General features: G+C 70.9%; 28 protein-coding genes. 19 read left to right on the forward strand and 9 right to left on the reverse strand.

Annotated elements, in window-relative coordinates; genetic code table 11:
• The first annotated feature begins 111 nt into the window (after nucleotides 1-111).
• Together OG210_RS15830 and OG210_RS15835 are read left to right on the forward strand one after the other, a co-directional pair.
• The gene (locus OG210_RS15830; RefSeq protein ID WP_371537142.1) at nucleotides 112-780 is read left to right on the forward strand and encodes an RNA polymerase sigma factor; all 669 of its coding nucleotides are present in this window, start codon (nucleotides 112-114) and stop codon (nucleotides 778-780) included.
• Nucleotides 777-1904: a CU044_5270 family protein gene (locus OG210_RS15835; RefSeq protein ID WP_371537145.1), complete on the forward strand. Its 1128-nt coding sequence runs from the start codon at nucleotides 777-779 to the stop codon at nucleotides 1902-1904. The genes OG210_RS15830 and OG210_RS15835 overlap by 4 nt, the downstream gene beginning before the upstream one ends.
• A 33-nt stretch (nucleotides 1905-1937) precedes the next feature.
• Here OG210_RS15835 and OG210_RS15840 read toward each other — a convergent pair whose 3' ends face one another.
• The 6 genes from OG210_RS15840 to OG210_RS15865 all read right to left on the reverse strand — a co-directional run bounded on the left by OG210_RS15840 (nucleotide 1938) and on the right by OG210_RS15865 (nucleotide 7707).
• Entirely contained in the window at nucleotides 1938-3359 is a 1422-nt protein-coding gene (locus OG210_RS15840; protein ID WP_328335500.1) for a HAMP domain-containing sensor histidine kinase, read from the reverse strand.
• 56 nt (nucleotides 3360-3415) lie between these two features.
• The gene (locus tag OG210_RS15845; protein ID WP_328328491.1) at nucleotides 3416-4147 is read right to left on the reverse strand and encodes a response regulator transcription factor; all 732 of its coding nucleotides are present in this window, start codon (nucleotides 4145-4147) and stop codon (nucleotides 3416-3418) included.
• A gap of 53 nt (nucleotides 4148-4200) precedes the next feature.
• Complete coding sequence (locus OG210_RS15850; protein ID WP_328328489.1) at nucleotides 4201-4500, reverse strand: hypothetical protein; 300 nt, start codon at nucleotides 4498-4500, stop codon at nucleotides 4201-4203.
• A gap of 99 nt (nucleotides 4501-4599) precedes the next feature.
• Nucleotides 4600-5676 (reverse strand): trypsin-like peptidase domain-containing protein, encoded by a 1077-nt coding sequence (locus tag OG210_RS15855; protein ID WP_328328487.1) that lies wholly within the window; start codon nucleotides 5674-5676, stop codon nucleotides 4600-4602.
• 180 nt (nucleotides 5677-5856) lie between these two features.
• Nucleotides 5857-6879 carry a LacI family DNA-binding transcriptional regulator gene (locus tag OG210_RS15860; protein ID WP_328328485.1) on the reverse strand — a complete coding sequence of 341 codons (1023 nt, stop codon included), beginning with the start codon at nucleotides 6877-6879 and terminating at the stop codon, nucleotides 5857-5859.
• Nucleotides 6880-6915: 36 nt separating this feature from the next.
• Nucleotides 6916-7707, reverse strand: coding sequence for a response regulator transcription factor (locus OG210_RS15865; RefSeq protein ID WP_328328483.1), 792 nt, complete (start codon nucleotides 7705-7707; stop codon nucleotides 6916-6918).
• Between the two features lie 285 nt (nucleotides 7708-7992).
• On the opposite strand from OG210_RS15865, the gene OG210_RS15870 reads away from it, so the two are divergent.
• From OG210_RS15870 to OG210_RS15905, 8 genes are all read left to right on the forward strand, one after another.
• Nucleotides 7993-8886 (forward strand): alpha/beta hydrolase, encoded by an 894-nt coding sequence (locus tag OG210_RS15870; protein ID WP_371537151.1) that lies wholly within the window; start codon nucleotides 7993-7995, stop codon nucleotides 8884-8886.
• A gap of 248 nt (nucleotides 8887-9134) precedes the next feature.
• Entirely contained in the window at nucleotides 9135-9389 is a 255-nt protein-coding gene (locus OG210_RS15875; protein ID WP_328328479.1) for a MoaD/ThiS family protein, read from the forward strand.
• A gap of 9 nt (nucleotides 9390-9398) precedes the next feature.
• A complete protein-coding gene (locus OG210_RS15880) occupies nucleotides 9399-10811 on the forward strand; it encodes a hypothetical protein (RefSeq protein WP_371537155.1) in 1413 nt (470 codons plus the stop codon).
• Between the two features lie 73 nt (nucleotides 10812-10884).
• Complete coding sequence (locus OG210_RS15885) at nucleotides 10885-11577, forward strand: DUF2993 domain-containing protein (RefSeq protein WP_371537157.1); 693 nt, start codon at nucleotides 10885-10887, stop codon at nucleotides 11575-11577.
• 253 nt (nucleotides 11578-11830) lie between these two features.
• Complete coding sequence (locus OG210_RS15890) at nucleotides 11831-11911, forward strand: Ms5788A family Cys-rich leader peptide (RefSeq protein WP_356828304.1); 81 nt, start codon at nucleotides 11831-11833, stop codon at nucleotides 11909-11911.
• Between the two features lie 187 nt (nucleotides 11912-12098).
• Nucleotides 12099-12938 (forward strand): sulfurtransferase, encoded by an 840-nt coding sequence (locus OG210_RS15895; protein ID WP_328328473.1) that lies wholly within the window; start codon nucleotides 12099-12101, stop codon nucleotides 12936-12938.
• Between the two features lie 41 nt (nucleotides 12939-12979).
• Complete coding sequence (locus OG210_RS15900) at nucleotides 12980-13267, forward strand: DUF1416 domain-containing protein (protein ID WP_164259678.1); 288 nt, start codon at nucleotides 12980-12982, stop codon at nucleotides 13265-13267.
• A gap of 247 nt (nucleotides 13268-13514) precedes the next feature.
• Nucleotides 13515-13868: a DUF3099 domain-containing protein gene (locus tag OG210_RS15905; RefSeq protein WP_328328471.1), complete on the forward strand. Its 354-nt coding sequence runs from the start codon at nucleotides 13515-13517 to the stop codon at nucleotides 13866-13868.
• Nucleotides 13869-13907: 39 nt separating this feature from the next.
• On the opposite strand, the gene OG210_RS15910 is transcribed toward OG210_RS15905, so the two are convergent.
• Nucleotides 13908-14273 carry a DsrE family protein gene (locus OG210_RS15910; protein ID WP_328328469.1) on the reverse strand — a complete coding sequence of 122 codons (366 nt, stop codon included), beginning with the start codon at nucleotides 14271-14273 and terminating at the stop codon, nucleotides 13908-13910.
• Nucleotides 14274-14628: 355 nt separating this feature from the next.
• Here OG210_RS15910 and OG210_RS15915 point away from each other — a divergent pair, with 355 nt between their 5' ends.
• The 3 genes from OG210_RS15915 to OG210_RS15925 are packed head-to-tail and all read left to right on the forward strand — an operon-like array spanning nucleotide 14629 to nucleotide 16679.
• Nucleotides 14629-15192: an FABP family protein gene (locus OG210_RS15915; protein ID WP_328328467.1), complete on the forward strand. Its 564-nt coding sequence runs from the start codon at nucleotides 14629-14631 to the stop codon at nucleotides 15190-15192.
• Nucleotides 15193-15229: 37 nt separating this feature from the next.
• On the forward strand, nucleotides 15230-15682 hold the full coding sequence (locus tag OG210_RS15920) for a transcriptional repressor (RefSeq protein WP_328328465.1): 453 nt from the start codon (nucleotides 15230-15232) through the stop codon (nucleotides 15680-15682).
• A 31-nt stretch (nucleotides 15683-15713) separates the two neighbouring features.
• Nucleotides 15714-16679 carry a glycine cleavage T C-terminal barrel domain-containing protein gene (locus OG210_RS15925; RefSeq protein WP_328328463.1) on the forward strand — a complete coding sequence of 322 codons (966 nt, stop codon included), beginning with the start codon at nucleotides 15714-15716 and terminating at the stop codon, nucleotides 16677-16679.
• A gap of 100 nt (nucleotides 16680-16779) precedes the next feature.
• Here the strand turns inward: OG210_RS15925 and dtd are convergent, their stop codons facing one another.
• Nucleotides 16780-17205 (reverse strand): D-aminoacyl-tRNA deacylase, encoded by a 426-nt coding sequence (gene dtd, locus OG210_RS15930; RefSeq protein WP_327296698.1) that lies wholly within the window; start codon nucleotides 17203-17205, stop codon nucleotides 16780-16782.
• 115 nt (nucleotides 17206-17320) lie between these two features.
• Here dtd and OG210_RS15935 point away from each other — a divergent pair, with 115 nt between their 5' ends.
• From OG210_RS15935 to OG210_RS15945, 3 genes are all read left to right on the forward strand, one after another.
• Complete coding sequence (locus OG210_RS15935; RefSeq protein WP_328328461.1) at nucleotides 17321-17908, forward strand: ABC transporter substrate-binding protein; 588 nt, start codon at nucleotides 17321-17323, stop codon at nucleotides 17906-17908.
• Nucleotides 17909-17953: 45 nt separating this feature from the next.
• Nucleotides 17954-18916, forward strand: a complete 963-nt coding sequence (locus tag OG210_RS15940) for an asparaginase (protein ID WP_328328459.1) — start codon at nucleotides 17954-17956, stop codon at nucleotides 18914-18916.
• Nucleotides 18917-19014: 98 nt separating this feature from the next.
• The gene (locus OG210_RS15945; protein ID WP_328328457.1) at nucleotides 19015-20259 is read left to right on the forward strand and encodes a GNAT family N-acetyltransferase; all 1245 of its coding nucleotides are present in this window, start codon (nucleotides 19015-19017) and stop codon (nucleotides 20257-20259) included.
• An 84-nt stretch (nucleotides 20260-20343) separates the two neighbouring features.
• Here the strand turns inward: OG210_RS15945 and OG210_RS15950 are convergent, their stop codons facing one another.
• A complete protein-coding gene (locus OG210_RS15950) occupies nucleotides 20344-20532 on the reverse strand; it encodes a hypothetical protein (protein ID WP_328328455.1) in 189 nt (62 codons plus the stop codon).
• A 254-nt stretch (nucleotides 20533-20786) separates the two neighbouring features.
• On the opposite strand from OG210_RS15950, the gene OG210_RS15955 reads away from it, so the two are divergent.
• From OG210_RS15955 to OG210_RS15965, 3 genes are all read left to right on the forward strand, one after another.
• Entirely contained in the window at nucleotides 20787-21668 is an 882-nt protein-coding gene (locus OG210_RS15955; RefSeq protein WP_328328454.1) for a winged helix-turn-helix domain-containing protein, read from the forward strand.
• A gap of 1 nt (nucleotide 21669) precedes the next feature.
• Complete coding sequence (locus tag OG210_RS15960) at nucleotides 21670-22452, forward strand: HAD family hydrolase (protein ID WP_371537169.1); 783 nt, start codon at nucleotides 21670-21672, stop codon at nucleotides 22450-22452.
• 175 nt (nucleotides 22453-22627) lie between these two features.
• Nucleotides 22628-23926: an aminoglycoside phosphotransferase family protein gene (locus OG210_RS15965; RefSeq protein ID WP_328328450.1), complete on the forward strand. Its 1299-nt coding sequence runs from the start codon at nucleotides 22628-22630 to the stop codon at nucleotides 23924-23926.
• Nucleotides 23927-24045: the final 119 nt, after the last annotated feature.

The raw sequence follows: 24045 nt of genomic DNA on the forward strand, positions 1-24045 counted from the left end.
GCCGACGACCTCCGCACAGGGATCGCGGTGTGGCGCGGGTCACGGGAACCCCTCGGCCCGGCCGGAGAGATAGGTGGTGTGAGATGTGATGAACAGGGAGATCGGGAGCGCATGCGCGCACGGATCAGGGCGGGCGACCACGAGGCGTTCGCCGCGCTCTACGACGAGCACGCGCGGGAGGTCTACAACCACGCCTACCGGCTGTCGGGTGACTGGTCGACGGCCGAGGAGGTGTTGTCCGAGACCTTCCTGGCGGCCTGGCGTACCCGTCAGGCCGTCGAGCCGGAGGGTGACTCGCTGCGGCCGTGGCTGCTCGGGATCGCCACCAACAAGGCACGCAACGCCAAGCGCGGTATCGGGCGGCGCCTGGCCTTCCTGGCCCGCCGCCCCGCCCCGGAACCGGTGCCGGACATCGCGGATGCCACGGCCGGACGCGTCGACGACGCACGGCGGCTCGCCGCGGTCCGGCAGGCGCTGGGCGGACTCCGCCGCCAGGAGCGCGAGGTGCTGACCCTCTGCGTCTGGTCCGGGCTGGACTACGCCGAGGCCGCCGAGGCCCTGGGCATCCCGGTGGGCACCGTGCGCTCGCGGCTGTCCCGTGCCCGTGACCGGCTGCGCCGGCTCACCGACGAGGAACTCGGCCGGACGCCGGACAGGCCCGCGCGGGAAGCGCACCCCGGAAAGGTGGTCCGGTCCGGGAGGGAACCCCGGCCCGGCCGCGGAGAGGTAGAGAGCAGGGCCGCGTTCGTGGCCCTGCCCATCCAGGAGGAAGCCCGATGAACGACCGTACCTCCGGCCCCGACCGGGCCGAACGCGAGGAACTGGCCCGGCTGCTGCCGGCCCCGGCCGAACGGGATCTGCCCCCTGGCCGTCATCTCCACCACAAGGACACCCTGATGCGTCTGATCGACCAGGACGGCGACCGCGCCACCGCACGCCCCCGCCCCCGCCCCCGTCTCCTGCGCCCCGCCGTTCTGCTGCCCGCCGCCGGACTTGCTCTGGGCGGGGTGCTGCTGACCACGCTCGCCGCCACCGGCCAGGACAGCGCTCCGGCACCGTCCGCCGTGGGCCAGGGCTCCCAGGCCACGGCCACGCGTGGCGCGGCCGTGCTGCTCGACCGGATCGCCTCGGTCGCCGCGAGGACGGACGAACAGAAGGTCACCGACGACCAGTTCGTGTACGTCAAGACACTGCAGACCGAGGGCGAGGGCAAATTCGGCGGCCCGGTGAAGCTGACCAAGCCCCGCGAGCGTGAGGTCTGGATGTCGCAGAAGGCAGGGCCGGTGACCGATGTCGGCCTGATCCACCAGGACGGCTCGTACTTCCCGATCGAGGTCGGCGTCCCGGACGGTGAGCGCGCCGTGGGCTACCCGGCCGGCCTCAACCGCCCGACGTACAAGTGGCTGGCCTCGCTGCCCACCGACCCCGACGCCCTGCTCCGGCGGCTCAGCACCGAGGTCACCCGGGACCAGGACCGGCGCGACACCCCTGCCAAGGACCGGGACCAGGCCCAGGACACCTTCGACGCCATCGGCGAGCTGCTGCAGGAGACGGTGATGCCGCCGAGGACGGCAGCCGCCCTCTACAAGGCCGCGGCGAGGATCCCCGGCGTGAGTGTGGACTCCGACGCGGTGGACGCGGCCGGCCGGCACGGGATCGGCGTGGCCCGCGACAACACCCGCGCCGGTGACCGCACCACCTGGATCTTCGACTCGACCACCCTGCAGTACCTGGGCGACAGGACCTACCTCATCAGGGACACCCCCATGGGTAAGAAGGGGACCCTGACCAACAAGTCGGCGGTCCTGAAGCGCGCGGTCGTCGACGCACTCCGCGAGAAGCCGTCGGCCGGGAAGTCGTCGGCCGGGAAGTCGTCAGCCGGGAAGTCGTCGACGACGGCCTGATTCCCGGACAGGGTGCCCGGGCGCCGGGGTGCCTCACGCCTCCTGCGAGGGCGGCGCGTCCGCCGAGGGCGGCGCGTCCGGCGGTGGGGTCGCGGCGCCCGGGATCCGGATGACCGCCTCCGTGCCGCCGCCCGGCGCCGGGTTGAGCGCGATGTCGCCGCCGGACTGCTGGACCGTACGGGCCACGATGGAGAGGCCGAGGCCCGAGCCGGGCAGGGAACGGGCCGACGGGGACCGCCAGAACCGCTCGAAGACGTACGGGAGGTCGTCGGCCGGGATGCCGGGGCCGTGGTCCCGTACCGTCAGCCGGCCATCGCCCAGGGCGACTTCGATGGTCCCGCCGGGCGGGCTGAACTTCACCGCGTTGTCCAGGACGTTGATCACGGCCCGCTCCAGTGCGGCCGGTTCGGCCTGTACGTACCAGGGCCTGAGGTCGACGGTGAAGGTCAGCTCCGGGCCGCGCAGCCGCGCCCGGTCCAGGGCCGACTGCGCGATGTCGTGCAGCGCCACGACGTTCAGGGTCTCCGGCGCATGGGTGGCATCCGAGCGGGACAGCTCCTGCAAGTCCCCGATGAGCGCGGCCAGTTCGGTCATCTGCGCCTTGACCGAGGCCATCAGGGCCTTGCGGTCGTCGGGCGGGATGGGCCGGCCGGTCTCCTCGCTGCGGGCGAGCAGCTCGATGTTGGTACGGAGCGAGGTGAGCGGGGTGCGCAGCTCGTGCCCGGCGTCCGCGATGAGCTGCGCCTGACGGTCGCGGGAATCGCCGAGCGCGGCGGTCATCGAGTTGAAGGACCGGGAGAGCCGGGCGATCTCGTCCTCGCCCTCGACCGGGATGCGTACCGTGAGGTCCTCCGTACGGGCCACGTGCTCGACGGCCTCGGTCAGTTCGTCGACCGGCTTGAGCCCGGCCCGGGCGATCCACAGGCCCGCCGCGCCCGCCCCGATGACACCGACCCCGGAGACCCCGAGGAGCAGCAGGGCCAGTTCGCTGAGGGTGCTGCGGGTGTCCGCCAGCGGGTAGGCGACCATCTGCACGATGTCCGGGTAGGCGACGTCCGGCTGGATGAACACGTGCGCCGTGAGGATTCGGATGGCGTGCCCGTCGGAGTCGGTGCCGTTGCGGTACCTGGCCAGCTCGGCGTTGCCGGCTTTCGCCAGGGAACGGTCGCTGCGGGTGACCTTGATGGTGCCCGCGCCGCCGCGTACACAGGTGGTGCCGTCCGACTGGACGAGCTGCGCGTAGTACGGGGATGTCTGCTGGCCGAAGTTGCCGGGCGGCGCCGGCGCGCGGCAGTCGCTCAGGTTGTTGCGCAGCGTGGTGGGGGAGACGGGCTGGCTGTAGATCTGCCCGGCGAGCTTCGAGTCGATCTCGTCGTACAGCTTCCCCTGCACCAGGAACCAGCAGATCACCGAGACCACGGCCACGGCGAACGCCACCGCGGCCGCCGTCAGCATCGCGAGCCGGGAGCGCAGCGGAAGCCGCTGGAACCAGCGCAGGGGCCGGCGGAGATTCACTCGGCGCTCCCGGTCCGCAGCGCGTATCCCACGCCCCGCACCGTGTGCACCAGCCGCGGTTCGCCGCCCGCCTCCGTCTTGCGGCGGAGGTACATCACGTACACGTCCAGCGAGTTGGACGACGGCTCGAAGTCGAAGCCCCACACCGCCTTGAGGATCTGCTCGCGGGTGAGCACCTGGCGCGGGTGGGCCAGGAACATCTCGAGGAGCGTGAACTCGGTACGGGTCAGCTCCACCCGCCGCTCCCCGCGCACCACGTCGCGCGTCGACAGGTCCATCCGCAGGTCGGCGAAGGACAGCACGTTGTCGTCGGGGACCTCGCCCGCGGCCGCCGCGTACGAACTGCGGCGCAGCAGTGCGCGGATGCGGGCGAACAGCTCGTCCAGTTCGAACGGCTTCACCAGGTAGTCGTCGGCGCCCGCGTCGAGTCCGGTCACCCGGTCGCCGACGGTGTCACGGGCGGTGAGCATCAGGATCGGGGTGGTCGACCCCGACGCCCGCAGCCGGCGGGCCGCGGTCAGGCCGTCCATGCGGGGCATCTGGATGTCGAGGACGATGAGATCCGGCGCGTACGGGGCCGCCTTCGTCAGCGCGTCCAGACCGTCGACGGCGACCTCCGTCCCGTACCCCTCGAAGGCGAGACTGCGGCGCAGCGCCTCGCGTACGGCGGGCTCGTCGTCGACGATCAGGATGCGCTGCTGGTCGTGGCCGTCGTCGGCGGGGCTCATCGGCTCTCTGTCCTCGTTCGCTGGGGGTCGCTGGGGGCGCGGGCTGGCGCCCCTCAGCCTCGCACGGCCGACCGTCGGCGGCGCGCGGCACGCCCCTTGGAGCGGGCGGGGGAGGTGGTGGAGGTGCTGGTGGATGCGCTGGTGGAGGTGCGCAGCTCGGGGGCCCGTGCCGCTGTCTGATCGGTCTTCCCGGTCTTCCCGGCCCGCCCGGACCGGTCGGCCTGGGACTGGGCCAGCGCGAGAGGGAGCCCCAGACCGGCGGGGTCCGCCCAGGAGACCGCGGTGAGCAGCGCGTGCCTGGCTCGGTTGATGGTGACGGTGATGGTGGCGGTGCCGTGCGGAGTTTCGGTCACGGGGTCCTCCTGGGTGTCGTCGGCACGGGTGCGGCGCCGACCGGTGGTGCGGGGTGGTGCTGATTCGGTACGGGGTGGTGCGGGTTCACACGGGTCGCGCTAGTTGCTGTTGCTGCCGCCCGCGCGCAGGTGGGCGAGGTCGGCCTTGACCGTGTTGATCGGGATGGCGAAGCCGAGGCCCACGCTCCCGGCGTCGCTCGAACTGTCGCTGCTCTGCGAACTGGCCGAGTACATCGCGGAGTTGATGCCGATGATCTCGCCGTTCATGTTGATCAGCGCACCGCCGGAGTTGCCGGGGTTGAGTGAGGCGTCGGTCTGGAGTGCCTTGTACGTGGTGGTGGAGTTGCCGGTGTCGCCGTTGAACTGCCGGCCGCCGAACTGGAACGGCCAGTTCCCGTCGCCGCCGCCCTGACCCTGGCCGTACTGCCCCCGACCCTGCCCCTGGTCCTGGCTCTGTCCCTGGCCGTTCTCCTTGGCGACGGTGACATCGCGGTTCAGCGCCGAGATGATGCCGCTGGTGACGGTGCCGGTCAGGCCCTCCGGGGAGCCGATCGCCACGACCTGGTCGCCGACGGCGACGTTGGACGAGTCGCCGAGCGAGGCGGGCTTGAGGCCGGACGCGCCCTGCACCTTGATCAGCGCCAGGTCCTTGGCGGGGTCGGTGCCGACCACCTTCGCCGTGTACGTCTTGCCGTCGCTCAGGGAGACCTTGACCGAGTCGGCACCGGAGATGACGTGGTTGTTGGTGACGATCTCACCGGCGGCGGTGACGATCACGCCTGCCCCGGTGGACTGACCCGCCGTGGAGGTCGCCTTGACCTCGACGATGCTCGGCGAGACGGCCTGGGCGACACCGGAGACCGTGCCCTTGCTCGACTGCGAGACGGTGGTGCCGCTGACGGTGCCCGCGGGGTTGCCGCCGTTGGCGCTGTTGTTCATCAGGGACTCGGCGAGCGCCGCCGAACCGCCGCCCACGACCGCGGCGATGATGGCGACGGCGGCGAGGAGTGCGACCGGCCGCTTGGCGCGCCGGGACGGGACATGGTCCGCCGGGGCGGCCGGAGCCGGCGGCGGCCAGGCCGCTGACGGCTGGTGTGCGGGCGGCGGCGGGTAGGACCGGGCCGTGTACGCATCGTCCTGCTGCGGATTGGGGTACTGCTCCGGGTTCTCGGTCATGTCTCATAGCTTTGCCACCGACCATGAGAGTTTCCTGAGTGCCCGCTGAGAAGCCCGACAGAACCCCGTATGCCCGATATAAAGGCCCGACTGGCCCGTGCGAGGGCGGGGTTGGGCGTCAGGGTCGTGAGTCGTGATCGGTCCCGGAAGGCGTCAGGACCGAGTGGCCAGGACCGGGCGTCAGCCGCAGCCGCAGGAACGCCGTACGACGAGCGCCGAGGGGAACTGCTTCAGCCGCTCCCGCCGCGACCCCGCGACCCGCAGCGCGTCGTCCAGTACGAGATCGACCGCGGAGCGTGCCATCGCCGGGCGGTCCGAGTACACCGTCGTGAGCGGCGGGTCCGTGAGCGCCGCCTCCTTGACGTCGTCGAAACCGGCCACAGCCAGCTCGGTGGGCACGTCGATCCGCAGTTCACGGGCGGCCCGCAGGACACCGATCGCCTGGTCGTCGGTGGAGCAGAAGATCGCCGGGGGCCGGTCGGGGCCCGCCAGCAGCTTCAGCGCCACCTGGTACGCGTCGTAGCGGTTGTACGGGGCCTGGAAGAGCCGGCCATCGGTGGAGCGGCCCGACTCCTGCATGGCGCGCCGCCAGCCCTCGACGTGGTCGGCCACCGGGTCGCCGACAGCGGGCGTCGACTCGACGCCGCCGAGGCAGGCCACGTACGCGTAGCCGTGCTCCAGGAGGTGGCGGGTGGCGAGCTGGGCGCCGCCGATGTCGTCCGTCACGACGGCGACGTCGTCGATGGCCTCGGGCCGCTCGTGCAGCAGCACCACGCGGGCGTCCCACGCCTCTATCTCGGCGGCGGCGAGCTCGCTCATGCCCTGGCTGACCAGGATCAGACCGGAGACCCGCATCCCGAGGAAGGCCCGCAGATAGTGGACCTCGCGCTCGTCGATGTAGTCGGAGTTGCCGACGAGCACCATTTTTCCGCGCTCGGCCGCGGCCTGCTCGACCGCGTGCGCCATCTCCGCGAAGAAGGGCTGCCGGGCGTCCGGCACGATCATCCCTATGAGATCGGTGCGCCGTGAGGCCATGGCCTGCGCCACCCGGTCCGGCCGGTACCCCAGCTCTTTGATCGCGTTGACTACCCGCTCGCGCGTGGCCGGGGCGACCGGCCTCGGTCCGTTGTTGATGACATAGCTGACGACCGCGGTCGAAGTCCCCGCCAGTCGCGCCACATCGTCCCGCGTCACCTTGGCCACGCGCGGCAGTCTACGCGGATGGACCTCTGGTTGGACCTACCGTTTTACGGGCCGGACGGCAGGCTCCCGGGAGCCCGCCTTGTCCCCCGTCCGGGTCAGTGCCCCGGTGGCCCGTTCAGCGGCCTTGGCCTGGGCTTCTTCGGCCGCGCGCTCCACCTTCTCGGGGGTGACGAAGCGGTAGCCGACGTTACGGACGGTGCCGATCAGCGACTCGTGCTCGGGGCCGAGCTTGGCGCGCAGCCGCCGTACGTGGACGTCGACCGTGCGCGTACCGCCGAAGTAGTCGTACCCCCACACCTCCTGGAGCAGCTGGGCACGGGTGAAGACCCGGCCCGGGTGCTGGGCGAGGTACTTGATCAGCTCGAACTCCTTGAAGGTCAGGTCCAGGACCCGGCCCTTGAGCTTCGCGCTGTACGTCGTCTCGTCGACCGAGAGGTCGCCGATCCGGATCTCGGTGGGGGAGTCGTCCGATGTGATCTGCTGGCGGCCGGTCGCGAGCCGCAGCCGCGCCTCGACCTCGGCCGGGCCCGCGGTGTCGAGCAGCACGTCGTCCACGCCCCAGTCGGCCGTGACGGCCGCGAGGCCGCCCTCGGTGACGACGAGGATCAGCGGAGAGCCGGGTCCCGTGGAGCGGAGAAGCTGACAGAGACTGCGGACCTGGGGAAGGTCGCGGCGCCCGTCCACGAGGATCACGTCGGCACCCGGGGTGTCGATAAGAGCCGGGCCCTCGGCGGGAGCGACCCGCACACTGTGCAGCAGAAGTCCGAGGGCGGGTAGCACCTCCGTCGACGGCTGGAGGGCGTTGGTCAGGAGCAGCAGAGAACTCATCGCGCTCCACCTGCCTTGGTCGTCACACGGTTGTGCATATATCGCTCGCCCATTACGTCGGTTCCTCCTCGGTCCCTGCCCTGGGGGCCCCTCCCACGCCATCCAGGCTGTGGGGGCGTATGTGGCACTGCTTCTTTTTTTCTCGCCTACCCCGCGCCCGGGGTTTGCTTTGCTGTGCGGTCCGGCGGGTTCGTATACAGAGCGGGTTCGTATACAACGCACCGAAAGCACAAAAGGACCTGGGGGCAACTCTGCCCAGGTCCTGATCACCCCAGAATAGCTCACATGACTTCTGCGTCAGAAGAGCGTTTCCGGAAGGCCTCTGTTCCCTTGGTCACTCCGGGCGACCTCAGGGTGATCCTTCGTACCCGGGACGGGGTGCCGATCGAGGCGCTGTACGAGCCGTGCGTGGAGGGTTCCGGCGATACGGCGATCGTGGTCGCGCACGGGTTCACGGGGTCGGTCGACCGGCCCGCGGTGCGGCGCGCCGCGGGGGTGTTCGCGCAGCGTGCGGCCGTGGTGACGTTCTCGTTCCGGGGGCACGGGCGGTCGGGCGGGCGCTCGACGGTGGGCGACAAGGAGGTGCTCGACCTGGAGGTGGCGGTCGAGTGGGCCCGCAGCCTCGGGCACAGCCGGGTGGTGACGGTCGGCTTCTCGATGGGCGGCTCGGTGGTGCTGAGACATGCGGCGCTGTACGGGGTGGGGGATGGGGGTGCTGGGGCTGACGGGGGTGCTGGCGCTGGTGCCGACGGTGGTGCTGGTGGTGACGGTGGTGCCGGGTCCCGGTCTGCCGGGTCCGTGCAGGCGGTGGCTGCGGTGAGTGCTCCCGCGCGGTGGTACTACCGGGGGACGGCGCCGATGCGGCGGGTGCACTGGGTGGTCACCCGACCGCTGGGCCGGCTGGTGGGGCGGTTCGGGCTGCGGACCCGGATCCATACGGAGGACTGGGATCCGGTCCCGCTGTCACCGGTGGAGGCGGTGCCGATGATCGCGCCTGCGCCGCTGCTGATCGTGCACGGGGACCGGGATCCCTACTTTCCGCTGGACCATCCCCGGATGCTGGCCGCGGCGGCGGGAGCGGGGGCCGTGGAGCTCTGGGTGGAGGCGGGGATGGGCCATGCGGAGAATGCGGCCGGGGACGAGTTGCTGGGGCGGGTGGGGGAGTGGCTGACGCGGTAGGGGGTGCGGTTCGCGTGCGGCGGGCTTCCGGGGCGCTGCCCCTGAGTCGGGGGCGCTGTCCCCGGACCCCTGCTCCTCGATCCCCTGCTCCTCAGTCGCCTGCTCCTCAATCGCCGGAGGGGCTTGGATTTGTCCGGCCTCAGGCGTTCAGGCGGGGTGCTGCGGGGTGCGGTGACGGGCGGGGGCGCGGTCGTCTCTCCGCACCCGGCATCATGGACCCGCGCGACGTAAACCAATGAGGAGTACCCATGCCCGCGGGAACCATCCGCTACTGGGCCGCCGCCAAGGCCGCCGCCGGCACAGCCGAGGAGCCGTACAGCGGCGCCACCCTGGCCGAAGCACTCGACGCGGCGCGCGAGCGGCACCCCGGTGAGCTGGTGCAGGTGCTGCGGCGATGCTCGTTCCTCGTCGACGGCGATCCCGTGGGGACCCGTGACCATGAGACGGTACGGCTTGCCGAGGGCGGCACGGTCGAGGTGCTCCCGCCGTTCGCAGGAGGGTGACCCCCCACAATGAGTGATCAGCAATATCCGTACGGGCAGCAGCAGCCGCCGCAGCAGCCCGATCCGCGGCTCCACCAGGATCCGAACGGGTACCAGGACCCGAACGGGTACCAGGACCCGCGCCCGGATGATCCGTTCAACCAGACCTGGAACGGACAGACCTGGGACTCCTACATCCAGCCGCCGCCGGCCCCGTACCAGCAGGATGCCGCGCAGAACCCGTACGCCCAGCAGCAGGCTCCGTATCAGCAGGACTCGTACGCCCAGCAGCAGGCGCCGTACCAGCAGGCGCCGAGCCAGCAAGGCCAGCAGGACTCGTACGCCCAGCAGGCCCCGTACCAGCAGAGCCAGCCGTACCAGCAGAGCCAGGCACCTCAGCAGCCCCACGGCTCCCAGCAGCCCTACGGCTCCCAGCAGAACGGGTCCCCGCAGCAGCCGCAGCACGACGCGCAGCAGCCGCAACAGTCGTACACCGGCCCCACCGGCCCCACCGGCCCCACCGGCCCCACCGGCCCCAGTTCCACCTACCTTCCGCCGCAGTCGCTGCCGCTTCCGCCGGAGACGCCCGCCCCCGCGCCGTACGCCGCGCCGCCCGCGCCCGCCGCAGCGGAGGCACCCGCCGGCGGCCCCGCGTACAGCGCCCCCAACACCGTCGGGCAGGCGCGGATCACCGACGCGCAGCGGGCCCGCGCCGAGGGGCGGTCGCCGGTCATCGCTCCGGGGATGCAGCCCGCCGCGCTCACGGCCGGGCTCGGGATCGTGCTCGCCGCCGCCGCGTTCGGCGGGCGGTACGCCGTGGTCGTGCCGCTGCTGTTGCTCCAGGCCGTCACCGCGGCCGGCTGGTTCCGGCTGAACGGGATGTGGCCCGCCCGGCAGGGCATCGCGCTCGCCTTCCTCGGCGGTGTCGTCGCGGACATCGCGCTGCTCGTCGCGGGCGCGGACCACGGGCCCGCCGCGATCATCGGCACGCTCGGCGTCTGGGTGCTGCTCACGCTCGTGCTCCAGCTGCGCAGCCACGCACCGGCCGACGAGCGGATGGCCGGACTGATGGCCACCATCGCCTCCTCCGCGCTCACCATCGTCGCGACGGGCATCCTCGCGGCGTCGACGGACGCGGTGACGGTCGGCTGTACGGCCGTGGCGGTCGCCGCCGTCGTCCGCGCGCTCCCGCTGCCGGGGCCCGCCGGAATCCTCGCCGCCCTGGTCGCGGCTGCTGCTGCCGGAGCCCTGGCGGGCGGTGTCACCGGGCTCGGACTCCAGGGCGCGCTGCTCGGGGCCGCGGCCGGCGGCTGCGCGCTGATCGGGCTGCGCGTCGCGAGCTACGACTACCCCTCCCGGTTCGTGCACATGACGGCCGGAGTGGCCCTGCCGCTCACCGCCGCCGCACCCGCGATCTATCTGATCGGCCGGCTGGTCGGTTGATCGCCCCGTTAGGCTCGGGTCCGTGCCACCGGCACGGATCAGGACTCGGATACGAGCAGGGGGACGACCGGCCATGCGAGCACTGCGGACACTGCTCATCGTCGTCGTGGTGCTGGGCGGGCTCTTCGTCCTCGCCGACCGGATCGCGGTGCATTTCGCGGAGAACAAGGCGGCGGACCGAATACGCAGCAGCGAGGGCCTCTCGGCCTCCCCCGATGTCGACATCAAGGGCTTCCCGTTCCTGACCCAGGTCCTCGACAAGAAGCTCGGCCGGGTCGACATCACGCTCAAGGGCGTCGAGGCGAACGCGTCGGGCCGCCACCTGCGGATCACCGAAGTGCGGGCCGAACTGCACGACGTCACGGTCTCCAGCGACTTCAGCAGCGCGGTGGCCGCGCGCGCCGGCGGCAGCGCGCATGTCTCGTACGCGGACCTCACCAAGGCGTCCGACTCCGGCGCCAAGGTCGCGTACGCGGGGAACGGCAAGGTCAAGGTCACCGGCTCGGTCGCCATCCTGGGGCGCACGGTCAGCCGCAGCGTGACGTCGTCGGTGACCATGGTGGGGACGAACCGGATCAAGGTGCACGCGGACACCGTGCCCGGCGAGGGCATTCCCGGCCTGGAGGGCCTGGTCCGGCAGCAGACCGACTTCGAGAGCGCGGTCGGCGGGCTGCCCGCCGGGCTGAAGCTGAGCGAGCTGCGGGCCACGCCGGACGGCGTCGACATCGGCGTCACGGGTACGAACGTCGCGCTGGCCGGGCAGTAGGACACGGAGCCGGGCAGCAGGACACGGAGCCGGGCAGTAGGAGGGGCGGCCGGCAGGAGAGCCCCGGAAGTCCCGGACCGACCGGATGGTGAGACGGGGGAGTCCGGTCCGTAGATGGTGGGCAGGTACGGAACCGTGGGGATCCCGGGCCGTACACGCGTCACCGACACTTTGTCCCGCATCGTGGACGATCGCGTCTCAGCGTGCGATACGGCGGTGACATCTCCGCCCGTACTTCCCTACGATCGTCCCCATGAAGCAGCAGGCGGATCTCACGAAGCGGCGGGCAGTCGACCTGTGCCGTGTCGCCGCCATGCTCTGTCGCGCCTTCTGAGCGGGAGCTCCGACTCCCGTATCCCCCGGGTCCCCCGACCGTCTGTCGGGGCCACCCCCGCGGTGCCGGATGTGCTCTGTCTCCCGGCCTCCGTGGATCCGTACGCCCGACACCATCGCACCATCCCGCCGCACGTCCCCGGGCTCCGCAGGAGCAGGGGATTCCCCATCCCCGGAGGAGATTCCGCATGAGCCGCAGCGACGTTCTGGTAGACGCAGACTGGGTCGAGGCCCACATCGACGACCCACAGGTCGCCATCGTCGAGGTGGACGAGGACACCTCTGCGTACGAGAAGAACCACATCAGGAACGCGATCCGGATCGACTGGACCAAGGACCTGCAGGACCCGGTCCGCCGTGACTTCATCGACCAGGCCGGCTTCGAGAAGCTCCTGTCGGAGAAGGGCATCGGCAACGACACGACCGTCGTGCTCTACGGCGGCAACAACAACTGGTTCGCCTCGTACGCCTTCTGGTACTTCAAGCTCTACGGCCACAGCGACGTCCGGCTGCTCGACGGCGGTCGCAAGAAGTGGGAGCTGGACTCCCGCGACCTGGTCGGCGCCGTGCCGTCCCGCCCGGCCACCACGTACAAGGCCAAGCCGCAGGACGAGTCGATCCGCGCCTACCGCGACGACGTGGTGGCCGCGATCAACAGCAAGAACCTGGTCGACGTCCGGTCGCCCGACGAGTTCAGCGGCAAGCTGCTCGCCCCGGCGCACCTCCCGCAGGAGCAGTCGCAGCGCCCCGGCCACGTGCCGAGCGCCCGCAACATCCCGTGGTCGAAGAACGCCAACGACGACGGCACCTTCAAGTCGGACGACGAGCTCAAGGCCCTCTACGAGGACGAGCAGGTCGACCTGGCCAAGGACACCATCGCGTACTGCCGCATCGGCGAGCGCTCCGCGCTGACCTGGTTCGTGCTGCACGAGCTGCTCGGCCAGGAGAACGTCAAGAACTACGACGGCTCGTGGACCGAGTACGGCTCGCTGGTCGGCGTGCCGATCGAGCTCGGCGCCAACAAGTAGTACCGACCTTCATCAACCTCTCAGTCCCCCAGGAGACCAGCATGTGCGGAGCGAAGGCCGGCGGCCCGGACGCCTCGACGATCAAGCCCGGTGAGACCACGATCCAGGGCAGCGTGACCCGTGACGGCGAGCCCGTCACCGGTTATGTGCGCCTGCTCGACTCGACCGGCGAGTTCACCGCCGAGGTCCCGACCTCGGCCACCGGACAGTTCCGCTTCTACGCGGCCGAGGGCACGTGGACGCTGCGCGCCCTCGTCCCGGGCGGCACGGCGGACCGTACGGTCGTCGCGCAGACCGGCGGCCTCGCGGAGATCGCGATCGCTGTCTGACCGGGCAGGACGTGATATCGAGCAGGACATGATCCGGCCGGAGGGCCGCACCCCAGGGGGTTGGACGCCACTTGGACCGGGTGCGGCCCTCCGCGCCGTCCGGGGCCGGGAAGTCGCCTAGGGTCTTTCGTTTGGATCAGGCCGGATCAGGGTGCGTGCCAGACCCCGCGAGCCCGGCATGATCCAAACGGAAGACCCTAGCGCCGCCAGGGGGCGGGGAGTTGCCCATCGGTCTTACGCTGGATGCATGTACTCGCGACGTCGGCGCGGCTATTTCCTGTTGATGGGCGGCTGTCTGCTGCTCTTCGTATCGGCCTGGGCCTTCGTACGTCTCTGGTCGGTGCCTGCCGCCATCGCCATGTGTTTCGTCGCGATGGTCATCCCGCCGGTCGCGGCGATCGTCGGCAACCGGCGCGGTCCCGATGACCGCTGGTGGGACGAGCCGCCGCCCGGCAACGGGTCCGCCGACAACCAAACGGGCAAGCGAACGGGCAAGCGCACGGCGAAGCTCGCGGACAAGCACACGGACCTGCCACCTTCGGGGGACCGTACGTCCGACGAGTGGTGGGACGAGCTGGACGGGAAGAAGCGGCGCCGTTAGAGCCCGGTCAGTGCCGGCCGGCGCCGGTCGGTATCAGTGTCAGTAGACGAGCGCCTGGACGCCGTCAGCCATCGCTTCCTGTACGAAGAGCTGGGCGCCCGCGATCCGTACGCCCTCCAGCACGTCCTGCTCCGTGATATCGCGGCGTGCCGCGCACTGCGTGCAGACGGTGATCCGGCCGCCCGACCGGATCGAGTCGATCAGATCCGGCAGCGGCGCCGCGTGCGGCAGCTCGAACTCGGCGGCCCGGCCCGGCAGCGCGAACCACGACGACTCACCGGTGAGCCAGAGCGAGACCTCCACCCCGCTGGCCACGGCGACCGCCGCCACGGTGAAGGCCTGGGAGCACCGTTCGGGGGCGTCGGATCCCGCGGTCACCTTGATCACTAGCTTCTTCTGCGCCATGGCCGAACTGTAATGGCCGGACTGTGATCGCCGGCCGCCGCCGCACCTCGCGGAGCCACCGCCGCACCTCGCAGAGAGGGCCGGGCCCCCACCCATTAGGCTGGTACCCGGCCCTTCCTGCTTTTCACGATCACGTGGCCGCCGTCGTCCGTGCGGTCGCGCATACCGTGCACTCGCTCATACAAGGAGCACCTCGTGCTTGACGCCATTTTCATCGCTCTGCTGATCCTGGTCTGCGTCGGCGTCATCGCCTTCGCCGGTCTTTCGGTGAAGAAGCTCTACCAGGGCCAGCGCTGACCGCTCGGCAGCTGGCAGCCGGTAGCCCGAACCCCTCTCACAGATCGTCTGAGCCCTCATGATCGAGATTCCGTCGGACCTCCATCCGAGCCTCGTCCCGCTGGTCTTCCTCCTCGGCAACTGGACGGGAGCCGGTGTCGCGGACTTCCCCGGTGAGGAGAAGTGCAACTTCGGCCAGGAAGTCGCCTTCACCCACGACGGCCGCGACTTCCTGGAGTACACCTCGCACACCTGGGTGCTGGACTCCGAGGGCGCGAAGGTCAGGCCGCTGGAGTCCGAGTCCGGGTACTGGCGCGTCGACGAGCACCGCAAGGTCGAGGTCGTGATGGTCCGCGACCAGGGCGTCGTCGAGATCTGGTACGGCGAGCTGGCCGACCAGAAGCCGCAGATCGACCTGGTGACGGACGCGGTCGCGCGGACCGCTGCGTCCGGCCCGTACAGCGGCGGGAAGCGGCTCTACGGCTATGTGAACAGCGATCTGATGTGGGTGGGCGAGAAGGCCACCCCCGAGGTCGAGCTGCGGCCCTACATGTCCGCGCATCTGAAGAAGTCCGTCGACCCCAGCGAGTGGGCGAAGGACCTGAAGGACCTTCCTGACGACGGAATCGCCTTCTTCAAGTAGGCCGCTCCTACCGGCGGGCCGCTCCTACACTGGAGGCGTGGTGACCACTGACTGGCAGAGCGACCTCCGCAGCCGCGGGTACCGGCTGACCCCGCAGCGACAGCTCGTGCTGGAGGCCGTGGACACGCTGGAGCACGCGACGCCCGACGACATCCTCACCGAGGTGCGGAAGACGGCGGGCGGCGTGAACATCTCCACGGTCTACCGCACCCTGGAGCTGCTCGAGGAGCTGGGCCTGGTGAGCCACGCCCATCTCGGGCACGGCGCTCCCACGTACCACCTCGCCGACCGGCACCACCACATCCATCTGGTCTGCCGGGACTGCGCAGACGTCATCGAGGCCGACATCAGTGTGGCCGCCGGCTTCACCGGGCAGCTCCGCGAGTCGTTCGGGTTCGAGACGGACATGAAGCACTTCGCCATCTTCGGGCAGTGCCGGAAGTGCGCGGCCAAGGCCGGCCGGTCCGCGGCTCCGGGCGGCGGTTCGTAGGCTCGCGGCGGCCGGTCGTACGCTTGCGGGCATGAAGAGCCCGCTGTTGTCACTGCCCGGTGCCGTCCCCGCCGAAGGCCGGGACGAAGGTGTCGCCGCCCACTACGGGGACCTGTTCCGAGAACAGCGCGCGCTGTCGGACGGTACCGGTCTCGTGGACCTCTCCCACCGCGGCGTCGTCACGGTCACCGGACCCGACCGGCTGACCTGGCTGCATCTGCTGCTCACCCAGCACGTCAGTGAGCTGCCGCGGGGTGTGGCCACCGAGGCGCTGATCCTCTCGGCCAACGGCCACATCGAGCACGCCCTCTACCTCGTGGACGACGGCGAGACGGTGTGGGCGCATGTCGAGCCGGGCACGCAGCAGGAGCTGATCGCGTACCTGGAGAGCATGAAGTTCTACTACCGGGCCGAGGTCGCGGACCGCACCGAGGACATCGCGGTCGTGCATCTGCCGGCCGGTTCGATCGCCGGGGTGCCGGACGGCGTTGTCGTACGGGAGACGGCGCACGGCCGTGACCTCTTCCTCCCCCGGGAGCAGCTGGAGGCGTACGCGGCCGAGCACGGTCCGGTCGCCGGGCTCCTCGCGTACGAGGCGCTGCGCATCGAGGCGCACCGGCCGCGCGTCGGTCTGGAGACCGACCACCGCACCATCCCGCACGAGCTGGGGTGGATCGGCACCGCGGTCCATCTGGAGAAGGGCTGCTACCGGGGCCAGGAGACGGTCGCCCGTGTCCACAACCTGGGGAAGCCGCCGCGGCGGCTGGTCTTCCTGCATCTGGACGGCAGCGAGGTGCTGCTGCCGGGGCACGGTACGCCGGTCCGGCTCGCGTCGGACGGCGCCGAGGGCCGCCAGCTGGGCTTCGTCACCTCGTCGGCCCGCCACCACGAACTGGGGCCGATCGCGCTGGCACTGGTCAAGCGCAATGTGCCGGTGGACGCGGAGCTGCTGGCGGGGGACACCGCGGCTGCCCAGGAAGTGGTCGTGGAGCCGTAGGGCCCCGTCCGGAAGCGATCGTGGAGCCGTAGGGCCCCCGTCCGCAGGGGGTCTCGCCCGCCCCGGGAGTGCTCCTGTCCGGCTCAGATTTCCAGCCGTCTCAGATCTCCAGCAGGACCGTGAACGGGCCGTCGTTCGTCAGCGAGACACGCATACTCGCGCCGAACCGGCCCGTTCCGACTGTCGCGCCCAGGGCGCGCAGCTGAGCCACCACCTCGTCCACGAGCGGCTCGGCCAGCTCGCCGGGGGCGGCCCCGTTCCAGGTGGGGCGGCGGCCCTTCCGGGCGTCTCCGTACAGGGTGAACTGCGAAATCACCAGCAAAGGTGCATTTACGTCGGAGCACGACTTTTCGCCTGACAGGATTCGCAGCGACCAGACCTTTCGGGCTAGCTGTGCCGCTTTTTCCGTTGTGTCCTCATGAGTGACCCCGACAAGGACGCACAGCCCCTCGCCGGTGATCTCACCCACGGTCTCACCAGCCACGACGACGCTCGCGCCGTCCACCCTCTGTACCACTGCACGCATACGGTCCAACCTATCCGGGGCCGAACGGGCGCGGAGAGTCAGCACCGGCGCCATCCGGAGTGGCACCATGCACGAGAGGCGGTCACCGCACCGGTCGAGGGGACGGAACACGCATATGAGTACAACTGGCGCCGGGCAGTCGCCCGGTCCCGTATCCATGACCCGGATCAGCTCCGTGCCACGAGCACCCGCGCAGCGCGCGAGCGCCGCGCTCCCGGCGGCCACCGAGCACGACATCGGCGGGCTGCGCCTGCCCGAACTGCGCACGCTGCGCAGGGACGCCCAGCGGGACGAGGCCGACCTCAGTTACGTACGCCGGATGCTGCACGGGCGGATCGACATCCTCCGCGCCGAGCTGTCCCGGCGTACGGGCCCGGAGTCCCCGGTCGTCGAGCGGCTCTCCGAGATCCTGGCCGACGTGCCGTCCTCGCATCGCTCGTCCGCCCGCCATGTGACGCTCTCGACGCCGCGCAGCGCGGAGAACAGCAAGCTGGCCGCCGACATGCTCGCCGAGGTGGAACTCTCCGACCTCGGCGCCCGTACGGACGAAGAGCTGCACACCGGAATGGGGCGCCTCGTCCGCTACGAACAGCAGGTATCCAGCCGCCGGCAGCACCTCCAGCGGACCGCCGACGATTGCAGCGCGGAGATCGCCCGCAGGTACCGTGAGGGCGAAGCGCAAGTAGACGACCTGCTCACCTGAGGCGATCCTTCCGGTAAGTGGGCCCCGTTCCCGGAAGGCCGACGAATGACCGCCAGCACCCCCGCCCCTGTATCCCCGGTCCTTGCCGAGGTCGTACGTTCCGGCTTCGTGGAAGGCCGGCACCGGGGCTCGCTGGTGGTGCTCGCGGCCGACGGGAGCGTCGATTTCGCGCTCGGCGACCCGTCGCTGCCCGTCTTCCCCCGCTCCAGCAACAAGCCGATGCAGGCGGCCGCCGTGCTGCGGGCCGGGCTCGACCTCTCGGGCGAGCGGCTGGCGCTGGCCTCGGCGAGCCACTCGGGCGAGGAGTTCCAGCGGGCGCTCGTGCAGAAGATGCTCGGTGAGTTCGGGCTGCACGAGAGCGATCTCCAGTGCCCGGCCGATCTGCCGCTGGACCCGGTCGAGGCCGAGGGATACCTCGCCGCGGGCCACGAGCGCGAGCGGGTCACCATGAACTGCTCGGGCAAGCACACCGCGATGCTGGCCGTCTGCGCGCTGAACGGCTGGCCCACCGACTCCTACCTCGACCCCTCCCACCCGCTCCAGCGGCTGGTGCTGACGGTGATCGAGGAGGCGGCGGGCGAGCGGGTGGCCTCGGTCGGTACGGACGGGTGCGGGGCGCCGCTGATGGCGATCAGCCTGGTGGGCCTGGCCCGTGCGTTCCGTACGTTCGTGCTGGCCCCCGAGGGGTCGCCGGAGCGCCGGGTCGCGGACGCGATGCGCGCCCACCCCGAGTACGTCGCGGGGACCCGCAGGCCCGACACCTGGGTGATGCGGGCGCTGCCGGGTGCGCTCTCCAAGATGGGCGCGGAGGCGGTCCAGGCGCTGGCGCTCCCCGACGGCCGGGCGCTCGCCTTCAAGGTCGACGACGGCGGGACGCGGGTGCTCGGTCCGGTGCTGGCGCGGACCCTGGAGCGGATGGGCGTGGAGAGCCCGGTGCTGGCCAGGCTGGCGGACGCGCCGCTGCTCGGCGGCACCGCGAAGGTCGGCGAAATCCGCGCGGTGGTCTGAAGACGGCGGTCCGGCGGCGGTCCGAGAGCGGCGAGCAGCGGGCGCCGGTCCTGAAATTCGCGCGACAGTCCGAAGGGCGGGTACTTACCGTGGCCACCATGGCAGTTGACATCCACACGGTCTCCGAGTCCGAGTACCCCGACTGGCTCCGCGCCTGTCACACCGGCTTCCTCCAGCCGCCGGCGGTCTCCGACGAGGAGGTGCGCAGCCGCCGCCCGCACACCGATCTGGCGCGCACCCAGGGGGCGTTCGACGGCGGGCGCTGTGTGGCGACCTTCCGGACCTTCGCGCAGGAGATCAGCGTCGTCGGCGGGGCCTCGCTCCCGTCCGACGCGGTCAGCAACGTCACGGTCACCCCGACGCACCGCAGGCGCGGCCTGCTCAGCCGGATGATGGCGGTGGACCTGGCGGCGGCGAAGGAGCGCGGGGAGGCGCTGGCCACGCTGATCGCCGCCGAGTACCCGATCTACGGCCGGTTCGGCTTCGGCCCGGCCGCCTGCGCCACCGACTGGACGGTCGACGTGCCGCGCGCCGGACTCGATCCGCGCTGGGCCCGCCCGGAGTGCGGCGGCCGGATCGATCTGGTCGACGGTGCGGACGTACGGAAGCTCGGCCCCGAACTGCACGCCCGCTTCCGGCAGTCGCACCCCGGCGCGATCAACAGGAACGAGCGCTGGTGGGCGGTCCGTACGGGTCTGGACCAGGTGCCGGGCCAGCCGTGGACCGAACCCTTCTACGCGGTCTACCGCTCGCCCCGGGGCGAGATCGACGGCCTGCTCGTGTACACCGCCGACGACCACTGGGGCGCGGCCAAGCAGCCGCTCAACACCGCGAACGTGCAGGACCTGATCGCCGTGTCCCCGGCCGCCGAGCGCGCCCTGTGGCACTTCCTCTGCTCGGTCGACTGGGTCACCACGGTGAAGGCCGAGCACCGGGGCCCGGACGATCTGCTGCCGTCGCTGCTGCCCGACCCGCGCGCGGCCCGGATCACCCAGCAGGCGGACTATCTCTGGATCCGGCTGCTCGATGTCGTACGGGCACTGGAGGCCCGTACGTACGAGGCGTCCGGCACCCTGGTCCTGGAGGTCCGGGACCACGACGGGCTCTCGGCAGGCCGCTACCGGCTGGACGCATCGCCCGACGGCGCGGTGTGTGCGCCGACCTCCCAGGTGGCCGATGTCACGCTGGACGCGGGCGAGTTGGGGGCGTTGTATCTGGGCGACGCCTCGGCGGTCCGGCTCGCCGCGCTGGGCCGGATCTCGGAGGAGACGGCTGGTGCGGTCGCCGTCACCGAGGCGCTGTTCCGTACGGCGGTCCGGCCGTGGTGCCCGGACGGCTTCTAGGGTCTACCGGCTTCTTGGAGTTTCCCGGCTTCTGGGGTCTACCGGCTTCTGGAGTCTCCCGGCTTCTGGGGGCCTTGTTCCCCCTCAGCCGATCAGCGCTTTCACCTGGATGAAGAGCATGAAGGCGCCCAGACAACTGCACGGGACGCTGCCTGCCTTCACGCCGACGGTGAGCATGCCGAAGCCGACGAGACCTGCGATTCCGAACGCGGACTGAACGGTCTGCTCGATGATGAATCCGAGTCCTGCGACCAGGAGAGCTGCGGTAGGCATGGGGTTCCCTCCTTCGGGATGGTGGGGAGCACCAGTTGCCTGCACACCGTTGTACGGCTCGTATGCCCCGTGGAGAGGTTCTTGCAGTCAAGTACCAGACAAGTTGGCCTGGTTGGCCTGACGCTGGTATGCCCGCTGGTTACATATCCGTAAACTTGTCTGGTGACTGGCCTGGTTGGTTGGCCGGAAAAGTGACCCTGACTGTTTGGTCCCGTCAATTACGCTGAGGTGCCCGGCAGTTGTACGGTGGGGTGGTGGCCACACGTGACGCAGGCAGCACAGACGGCAGGAAGTTCCAGGTCATCGCGGACGACCTGCGGACCGAGATCGCCGACGGAGTCCACCGGGCGGGCCGACAGCTGCCTTCGCAGCGTGAACTCCAGGCCGCCTACGGGGTTTCGCGCGAGACCGTCGGCCGGGCACTCGACGTACTCAGGGCCGAGGGGCTGATCTCGTCCAGCCGGGGCCGCCCCGCGACCGTGACCGGTGGTTCCGCTTCGGCCTCCGCCGCGCACTCCGTACCGTCCGCGCAGCCCGCGCAGGTCACCCTCCAGCCCCGGCTGCGGGCCGCCTTCGAGGCCGAGCAGATCACGATGGACGTGCTCTCGCTGACCTCCGAGACGATGGCCCAGCACCTCGGCGCACAGGTCGCCCGGATCAGCGACGGCGAGATCCGCCCGCAGAGCATCGCGCTGCGGCTGATGCTCCCCGACATCACCGGGATACGGCTCGCCTTCCCGCGGGGGGTCGAGGACCCCGACGACGACCGGCCGCGCAAGCGCCACCGCGACATGGTGATCAACCACGCCAGGTCGCTGCGCCACTCGCTGCTGCGGCTGCGCCACCAGGGACTGGTCCCCGAGGTCTCCGTACAGATCCGGACCGTGCCCTTCACCCCGCCGCTGAAGTTGTACCTGCTGAACAAGGACCAGCTGCTGGAGGGCTACTACACCCTGGAGCAGTGGACACCTGAGCCCATCGACGGCGTGGAGGTCACCATCCTCGACTCGCTCGGTGTGGGCGCGACGCTCTTCCCGTACACCAAGCCCGGACAGGCACTGAAGGTGGAAGCGGCGCAGAAATTCTTCGACTCCTACTGGGACCAGCTGGCCCAAGATGCGGATTTCGGCGACTGACGTGCTGCCTTCCTCCACTTCCACTTCCACTTCCACTTCCACTTCCACTTCCACTTCCACTTCCAGTTCCATCTCCACCCGTATTCCCGCACCCACCCCCGTCCCCGGGCTGCGGGCGCTGGTCTCCCGCGCCTCGCTGGTCCTCTGGGACTTCGACGGGCCGGTCTGCGGGCTCTTCGCCGGGCTGCGTGCCCCCGCCATCGCCGCCGAACTGCGAGCCTTGGCGGCCTTGAAGCTGCCGCACTGGTCGGAACCTGACGAGCCGCACGATCCCCTCGCGGTGCTCCGGCGTGCGCACGACGCCTTCCCCGGCGACCCGGACGGGCTGGTCTCCGTCCTGCGCAAGCGGCTGGAGGAGCTGGAGACGGAGGCGGCGGCCACCGCGGAGCCCACGCCCGGCGCGTTCGACCTGATGGAAAGGCTGCTGGCGGTCGGCAAGCAGCTGGTCATCGCGACCAACAACAGCGAGGCCGCCGCCCGCGCCTATCTGGAACTGCACGGAATCGAGCAGTACTTCGGCGCGGTCGTGGGGCGGCACGACGACCCGCGGCTGATGAAACCGCATCCGTACTGCCTGGAACGGCTGCTGGCGGAGACCGGTACGGCCGCCGCCGACGGGCTGATGATCGGGGACTCGCCCGCCGACGCTCTTGCCGCCGCCTCGACCGGTGTCCCGTTCGTGGGGTACGGCCCCGGGTCCGCGAAGCTGCTGCGGCTCGGCGACGCGGGCGCGGAGTACTTCGTGGCCGATCTGGCCGCCATGACGGAGGCGGTCGGGGAGTAGCCGGGGAGTAGCCGGGCGGTGGCGCCCGGTGAAGGTGCGGCCGGGAAGCCGCTGTTGGCACAACTCCCTTTCATGGTCGGGGGTTTGAGGTCATCGGTAGCCTTGGGTATGAAGGTGGGCAGCGGCCAGGGACGGCCCGCCGGCGAGCTTCCGGTCACGAGAGCGCAGGAGCCGCATGCCTGATGTAGCCCGCGGCGCCTCCGGCCGCACGGCCGACAGCTGGGACCTGCTGTACCGAGCCGCCGCCGAGGGGGAGCCCCTCAGCGGCTACTACCACCGGAACTACCGGGTGGGGCTGCCGCCCGACCTCGCCGACGCGGTGGCGCTCCCCGCCGGTACGCCGGTGAAGGTGCGCGCGCCCATCCCCGAAGCGGTCCAGTTCAATCTGCGGATCTGGCCGGAGGGCGAACTGCTCCGCGCCATCGCGGGACGGGTGGACGGCAGCCCGCGGGTACTCGCCGACCGGCCGGGCTTCACCGTGCACTCCTTCGCGCAGGGCGTGCCGCTGTCCGGCCGGGACGGGGCCGGGCGGCGCCCCGGGCGCGGTTACGCGGCGCAACTGGAGGCGCTCTTCCGGCAGACGGCCGCCGTCCCGTTCCACGCGCTGCCGCCGCTGCCCGGCGGCTGGCCGGGGGACGGGGACTGCGGCGGGTTTCTGCGTACGCTCGTCGACTTCACCGAGTCCGAGGTCAAGGGCCGCAGCAGCCGGGCCCATCAGGAGCTGTTCGCCGCGCTCGGGGTGGCGGACGGTGCGCTCGGGAGGCTGCGGGAGCGGGCGGCGGGGCTGGGCGAGCGGCCGTTCACGCTGCTGCACACGGACGCCCACGCCGGGAACCTGATCGTCGGGCCGGGTGGGGAACTCTCGCTGATCGACTGGGAGTTGGCGCTGTACGGCGACCCGGTCTACGAGATCGCCGCCCATCTCGGACGGATGCGGTACGCCACCGGCGGCCGGCGGAGGGCCGCGCTCCGGGCGTGGCGGTCCGCGGTCGCGGTGAGCTGCCCCGGCGCGCTGAGCGGCCATCGGGGCGCACTGCGGGTCTATCTGGACTTCGAGCGGCTGCTCTCCGTATACATCGATGTGATCCGGCTGACGCTGGCCCTGCCGCACCGGGCGGGCCCGGCGGAGCTCACGGCGACCGCGGAGCGGATCCTCGTACTGCTCGCCGCCGCGCGGGGGCCGCTCGGGTCGCGCAGGGTGCCGGATGTGGAACGGATCGCTGCGGCGTGTGCGGTGTGGCAGCGGAACGAGAGGGATGTCCCCCGGATGTGGAACGGCCAGGCGGAGACTGGCGTCTTGACCTACGGACAGCAGCGTTCGCAGAAGAATCCCCAGAGGAGTCCCCAGGGAAATCCACCGGGGAATCCACCGGGAATTCCGCAGAGAAAGCGGAACGTGGTGGAAGAGCCGCAGAAGTGGTTCGATGCAGTCAGGACTGCGAAGGGTCCGGACCTGGGGAGCCTGTCCGAGTGACTTCAGACGCGACTGACACGGCCAACACGACTGACACGGCCGACATGACCGGCACGGCCAGCACGACTGGCACAGCTATTCCGGCTGACACAGCTGATCCGGTGGGCACAGCCAACCCG

This window comes from Streptomyces sp. NBC_00466 (assembly GCF_041433995.1).
GTDB lineage: Bacteria > Actinomycetota > Actinomycetes > Streptomycetales > Streptomycetaceae > Streptomyces.

What these genes read in the sequence shown, in the direction of transcription:
- OG210_RS15950 (WP_328328455.1), bottom strand. Translation starts at nt 20,532, where the DNA reads ATGCCTACCGCAGCTCTCCTGGTCGCAGGACTCGGATTCATCATCGAG.
- OG210_RS15925 (WP_328328463.1), top strand. Translation starts at nt 15,714, where the DNA reads ATGAAGAGCCCGCTGTTGTCACTGCCCGGTGCCGTCCCCGCCGAAGGC.
- OG210_RS15880 (WP_371537155.1), top strand. Translation starts at nt 9,399, where the DNA reads ATGAGTGATCAGCAATATCCGTACGGGCAGCAGCAGCCGCCGCAGCAG.
- OG210_RS15830 (WP_371537142.1), top strand. Translation starts at nt 112, where the DNA reads ATGCGCGCACGGATCAGGGCGGGCGACCACGAGGCGTTCGCCGCGCTC.
- dtd (WP_327296698.1), bottom strand. Translation starts at nt 17,205, where the DNA reads ATGCGTGCAGTGGTACAGAGGGTGGACGGCGCGAGCGTCGTCGTGGCT.
- OG210_RS15855 (WP_328328487.1), bottom strand. Translation starts at nt 5,676, where the DNA reads ATGACCGAGAACCCGGAGCAGTACCCCAATCCGCAGCAGGACGATGCG.
- OG210_RS15840 (WP_328335500.1), bottom strand. Translation starts at nt 3,359, where the DNA reads ATGCTGACGGCGGCCGCGGTGGCGTTCGCCGTGGCCGTGGTCTCGGTG.
- OG210_RS15875 (WP_328328479.1), top strand. Translation starts at nt 9,135, where the DNA reads ATGCCCGCGGGAACCATCCGCTACTGGGCCGCCGCCAAGGCCGCCGCC.
- OG210_RS15890 (WP_356828304.1), top strand. Translation starts at nt 11,831, where the DNA reads ATGAAGCAGCAGGCGGATCTCACGAAGCGGCGGGCAGTCGACCTGTGC.
- OG210_RS15885 (WP_371537157.1), top strand. Translation starts at nt 10,885, where the DNA reads ATGCGAGCACTGCGGACACTGCTCATCGTCGTCGTGGTGCTGGGCGGG.
- OG210_RS15940 (WP_328328459.1), top strand. Translation starts at nt 17,954, where the DNA reads ATGACCGCCAGCACCCCCGCCCCTGTATCCCCGGTCCTTGCCGAGGTC.
- OG210_RS15845 (WP_328328491.1), bottom strand. Translation starts at nt 4,147, where the DNA reads ATGAGCCCCGCCGACGACGGCCACGACCAGCAGCGCATCCTGATCGTC.
- OG210_RS15935 (WP_328328461.1), top strand. Translation starts at nt 17,321, where the DNA reads ATGAGTACAACTGGCGCCGGGCAGTCGCCCGGTCCCGTATCCATGACC.
- OG210_RS15905 (WP_328328471.1), top strand. Translation starts at nt 13,515, where the DNA reads ATGTACTCGCGACGTCGGCGCGGCTATTTCCTGTTGATGGGCGGCTGT.
- OG210_RS15835 (WP_371537145.1), top strand. Translation starts at nt 777, where the DNA reads ATGAACGACCGTACCTCCGGCCCCGACCGGGCCGAACGCGAGGAACTG.
- OG210_RS15865 (WP_328328483.1), bottom strand. Translation starts at nt 7,707, where the DNA reads ATGAGTTCTCTGCTGCTCCTGACCAACGCCCTCCAGCCGTCGACGGAG.
- OG210_RS15945 (WP_328328457.1), top strand. Translation starts at nt 19,015, where the DNA reads ATGGCAGTTGACATCCACACGGTCTCCGAGTCCGAGTACCCCGACTGG.
- OG210_RS15895 (WP_328328473.1), top strand. Translation starts at nt 12,099, where the DNA reads ATGAGCCGCAGCGACGTTCTGGTAGACGCAGACTGGGTCGAGGCCCAC.
- OG210_RS15870 (WP_371537151.1), top strand. Translation starts at nt 7,993, where the DNA reads ATGACTTCTGCGTCAGAAGAGCGTTTCCGGAAGGCCTCTGTTCCCTTG.
- OG210_RS15965 (WP_328328450.1), top strand. Translation starts at nt 22,628, where the DNA reads ATGCCTGATGTAGCCCGCGGCGCCTCCGGCCGCACGGCCGACAGCTGG.
- OG210_RS15915 (WP_328328467.1), top strand. Translation starts at nt 14,629, where the DNA reads ATGATCGAGATTCCGTCGGACCTCCATCCGAGCCTCGTCCCGCTGGTC.
- OG210_RS15900 (WP_164259678.1), top strand. Translation starts at nt 12,980, where the DNA reads ATGTGCGGAGCGAAGGCCGGCGGCCCGGACGCCTCGACGATCAAGCCC.
- OG210_RS15910 (WP_328328469.1), bottom strand. Translation starts at nt 14,273, where the DNA reads ATGGCGCAGAAGAAGCTAGTGATCAAGGTGACCGCGGGATCCGACGCC.